This window comes from Streptomyces sp. (genome assembly GCF_031181705.1).
GTDB lineage: Bacteria > Actinomycetota > Actinomycetes > Streptomycetales > Streptomycetaceae > Streptomyces.
On record NZ_JAPSKN010000215.1, the window covers coordinates 1 to 4,096 of the forward strand.

At 71.4% G+C, this 4,096-nt stretch carries 3 protein-coding genes and 1 pseudogene; 3 read left to right on the forward strand and 1 reads right to left on the reverse strand.

Going from position 1 to position 4,096, the window contains the following annotated elements; all coding sequences use genetic code 11:
• From RIN80_RS25700 to RIN80_RS25710, 3 genes and pseudogenes are all read left to right on the forward strand, one after another.
• Positions 1-1,736: pseudogene (locus tag RIN80_RS25700) on the forward strand (hypothetical protein); the annotation flags it as partial.
• 38 nt (positions 1,737-1,774) lie between these two features.
• Positions 1,775-2,485, forward strand: coding sequence for a hypothetical protein (locus RIN80_RS25705; RefSeq protein ID WP_309098032.1), 711 nt, complete (start codon positions 1,775-1,777; stop codon positions 2,483-2,485).
• Between the two features lie 21 nt (positions 2,486-2,506).
• A complete protein-coding gene (locus tag RIN80_RS25710) occupies positions 2,507-3,352 on the forward strand; it encodes a hypothetical protein (RefSeq protein ID WP_309098033.1) in 846 nt (281 codons plus the stop codon).
• 26 nt (positions 3,353-3,378) lie between these two features.
• Here the strand turns inward: RIN80_RS25710 and RIN80_RS25715 are convergent, their stop codons facing one another.
• A complete protein-coding gene (locus RIN80_RS25715; RefSeq protein WP_309098037.1) occupies positions 3,379-3,759 on the reverse strand; it encodes a DUF192 domain-containing protein in 381 nt (126 codons plus the stop codon).
• Positions 3,760-4,096: the final 337 nt, after the last annotated feature.

A 4,096-nucleotide genomic window follows, 5' to 3' on the forward strand; every position in this document is an offset into this window, starting at 1 on the left:
ACGGCAATACCAACGGCGATGCGCACGGCGATGCGGACGGCGATGCCGATGGAGACACCGGAGGAAGTTCGGAAAGCGAGGACAAGGACGACGACGGCTGCTTCTCCGGCGTAGGCGCCTTCTTCGGCTGCACCGGCGACCAGCTGAAGCAGGTCGGCGAAGGCCTCGTCGTCGACGGCATCGGCGGCGACCTCAAGGGCGTCTGGGACACCGTCACCAACCCCCTCGACACCCTGGACGGCCTGAAGGACTACGGCGGCGTCATCGCCGACCAGTGGTCGCAGGACGCCAAGGACGCGGGCGACAAGTGGGCCAAGGGCGACTACTGGGACGCGCTCACCGACTGGGGCGGCGCGACCCTGAACTCCGGCGGCAAGGTCCTCGACGACATGTTCATCGGGGAGGACGTCCGCGACCAGTGGAACCAGGGCAACGAGACCCGCGCCGTCACCACGGTCGTCTGGAACGTCGGTTCCCTCTTCATCCCCGGCTACGGCGAGGCCAAGCTCGCCGGAAAGCTCGGGAAGCTGGGCAGACTCGGGAAGCTGGGCGATCTGGGCAAGCTCACCGAGAAGGCGGCCGACGCGGCGGAGGACGCGGGGAAGGCCGCCAGGGCGGGCGACGTCAAGGGCGCCGAGAGGGCCGCGAAAGAGGCCGACGAGGCCGCGGACGAGGCCGAGAAGAAGGCCCGCGAATCCGGCTGCGCCATCGCCGCCCCGCCCCGCAGGACGCCCTACGGCGGAGCCGGGCACCCACCGGCCCCCCTCACCGGCTCCTCCGGCACAGGCACCACCGTCCTGGCGGCCGGCCGCTCCGCCGCACAGGTCGTGGCGCGAGCCGAGGAAGGCTGTGACGAGGAGGCCAAGCAGCAGGCCCAGGAAGCCCGTAAGAAGGCCGACGAGGCGGAACGGCAGACGCTCGAAGCCCGGGCCGAGGCCGCGAAGGCCGCGCTGCGGGAGCAGGGTTCCTCCGTCCCGGACGACCAGATCGACGGGCTCGTCGACCGGGCCAGGGACGACCCGGATCCGGCCAAGGCCGAGATCAGCACGCAGGACGCGGCCGCCGCGCTCGACGAGATCACCGATCTGGCCCGTCGCGGCAACGTCAACCCCGACGCCGCCGCGGCTCTGCAGGGCAAGGTCGTGAACGCTTCGGACGCCAACAAGCTGGCGGAAGCACGCGCGGAGGTGAACGCGGTGCGCCGCGCCGCCGACGACGCGGCCCCGGGCACCCGGGTGGACGCCGGTGTCGGCGGCAAGATGAACCGGCAGGAGGCCGACCTGGGCAACGGGGAAAAGGTGAACCTCGACGAGATCCCCGACGCCGACGTGGTCTACAAGGACCGGAACGGCACCGTCCACGTCAAGGAGGTCAAGAACGCCGGCTCGGCCACACGCAAGGCCGACTTCGCCAACCAGGTCGAACGGCTGAAGAAGTGGGCGGCCAAGGAGCCCGGCCGCAAGGCCACCGTGGAGATCGAGACGACGGACCGCTGGACGTCGATCTTCAGCGAGTTCAAGCCCGCCCGGAACGGCAAACCGGCGAAGGACACCAGGACGGCGGCCGGAGAGATGGCCAAGAACGACGTCGACGTGCGGGTGGCCGGCCAGAACCTGTCCGCGGACCAGCTCGGCAGGATGCAACGCGCCATCGACGAACGGACCGCCGACGGAACGATGGACTGGTCCAGGATGAAGGACCCGGAGAGCGCCAAGGCGTACCTGGGGATCAGCTGAACGGACGACGGAGGCACGACTGTGGCGGAACATCGGTGATGAGCGAGCCGGGAAGCGAGGAGACCTGGGACCCGCGTGTCGCGCGCTGGCACGACCCGGAGGGTGACTACGTCCTGCCCCGTACGCTGCGGACCCTGCCGCAGCCCTGGGACGCGGGCGACTGGAGCCGGATCACGGAACTGCCCCGTACCGGCGAGCGCCTGGCGGAGGCCCGGCGGGTGGTGACCGACCTCCTGGAGGACCCGGCGCTGTCGCCGCACGTCCCCCAGCCGCCGTCGCCCGGCCTGCTGTGGCACGCCTGGGAGGAGTTCCACCGGGCCGTGGGGGAGAGCATGCCCCGCACGAGCGACGTGACCTGGTCCGGCGTGGACGAGCTGGTCCGCGCCTGGCAGGACCGCCCTCGGCTGTACCCGCTGCAACGGCACGTCGTACGGCACGTCGAAGCGGCGATGCTGGCCCTGATCCCGTCCCTGCGCGACGACATCGCCGACTCGGTGTTCCGCTGGCTGGCCCTCGACCCCGACCCGGGCCGTTTCGCGGAGTGGGCGGTGGAGCTTGCCGAGCGCTGCGTGACGGAGGACATCGGCGCCGACTCCGCCCTCGAACTCCTGGGCGCGATGCGCACTTCGGAGGCCAGGGCGGCCTTGCAGCGCCTCTCGGCGAAACCGGACGGCCCGGCGACCTGGCAGAACGCGGAAGCGGCCCAGAGCATCCTCTTCGACCTGGACGGCGAAGCGACAGGCCCCTGATCACAAGCCGGAGCCCTCAGGATGTCACCGACTCCGACCGCCAACCTCTTCACGGTCGCGCGACCACCCCCGGCGAACCTGAGGCAAGCCCTGGCCGACCTGCTGGCCGTCCCCGCCGAGGCCGTCGACGTGGCCGACGCGGACGGCGACCAGGAGGGCCGGAACTGGAACGCCCCCGTGCTGTGCACCTGGCGCCTGCTGCCGCCCGGCGACCTCGCCCTCGAACTGGACATCACCGTGCGGGACGCCACCGCCGCCGACCTCGCGGAGAAGGACCTGGCACAAGGCCTGGCGATCAGGACGGGAGGCTCCGTCCTGTACCCCTCGGGGCTGGACCTGCCGAGCGCGTACTGGGCAGCCGTCCCGGACGGACGCACCGTCAGATGCCGCCTGGAGGCGAGCGACGTCTCCGACGGCACCGCCTATCGGGTGGCTGCGGCGGAGGAGGACATCCCCGACCTTCCCCGGGCGTCAGTGGAGGACCTCCCGGAGATCCTCGACCGGCAGCCCCTCGACACGCCGGTCTCCGACGCCTTCCTCGCGACCTTCCCCACGGGCAGTGCGCGGAGTGCCGAGGGCCGTGTGCACTACGGACTGCGCGTCTGGGAGCGGTTGGTCCGCCGGCTGGAGACGGGCTGGGCCCCTTCCGGGCGGTACCGGGAGGACCTGTTCCACCGGGATCTGCAGGGCCGTGACGCGCTGGAGCAGCTCATCGGGGAGGTGGACGAGGCGTACGCCGGTGCCCTGCGGGAGGCGGTGACCCGACTGGACGGGACCTTCCTCGAGTACACGGAGACGAAGTCCGCGGGGGACGGGACGACGGCACGCTGGTGGTGGAACCGCATCCCGCGCCGTGCGCCCTGGTGATGCCCGGAGGACCTCGGTCGCCGGCCCTACCTCGGGGTTGCCGTCCCGACGACCTCCACCCGCACCCCTTCCCGCACCCCCCACTCACTCATCACCCCGGCCTGCGCCTCCACCACGTGCCGCGACCGCAGCCGAGGCATTCCCAGCCGCCCCGGCCGCATGGTGCGCACGGCGATGACTCTCAGCTCACGGTCGAGGTAGGCGACATCGATGGCCATGCGCATGCGGAAGGTGTGCACACTGCCGGCGGGGGAGAGCAGCATCGCCCCGTCGAGGGACTCCCGCCCCAGCAGCCCCCGAGTCCGGGCCCGGTAGGAGGTGGCGATCTCCAAGGGCACGCGCACAGCGGCCCGCCCCTCCGCGTGCACCACCAGTTCGCCGCGCCCGTCCCGCCACCGCCGCCCCATCGGCCCTCCCGTCCCGGCCCGTTCGCCATGGAGACTCTTCACCTTTGCTGCTTCCTGACTGAAACGCCCTGGGGGAGGGAGCACTTGACGAACCGGCATACGCGTTACGCAACCGTTACGGCTCGAACCGGTCGACCCGGCACCGATTCCTCCCCAAACACCCAGCCCGTTCACAAGGTCCACTCTGGTGTGGCCCCACACCGCTGGATAGCTTGGGTTCGCTCAAGAGAAGCCTCGCCTCTGACCGGGAGCCGACCGTGAACCGCCGCCCCACCCTCCTCGCAGCGCTCACGCTGACCGCCGCTGCGGCCCTGACGCTGTCCGCGTGCGGGAGCGA

Coding starts and splice junctions, on each gene's coding strand:
- RIN80_RS25705 (WP_309098032.1), top strand. CDS start 1,775: ATGAGCGAGCCGGGAAGCGAGGAGACCTGGGACCCGCGTGTCGCGCGC.
- RIN80_RS25715 (WP_309098037.1), bottom strand. CDS start 3,759: ATGGGGCGGCGGTGGCGGGACGGGCGCGGCGAACTGGTGGTGCACGCG.
- RIN80_RS25710 (WP_309098033.1), top strand. CDS start 2,507: ATGTCACCGACTCCGACCGCCAACCTCTTCACGGTCGCGCGACCACCC.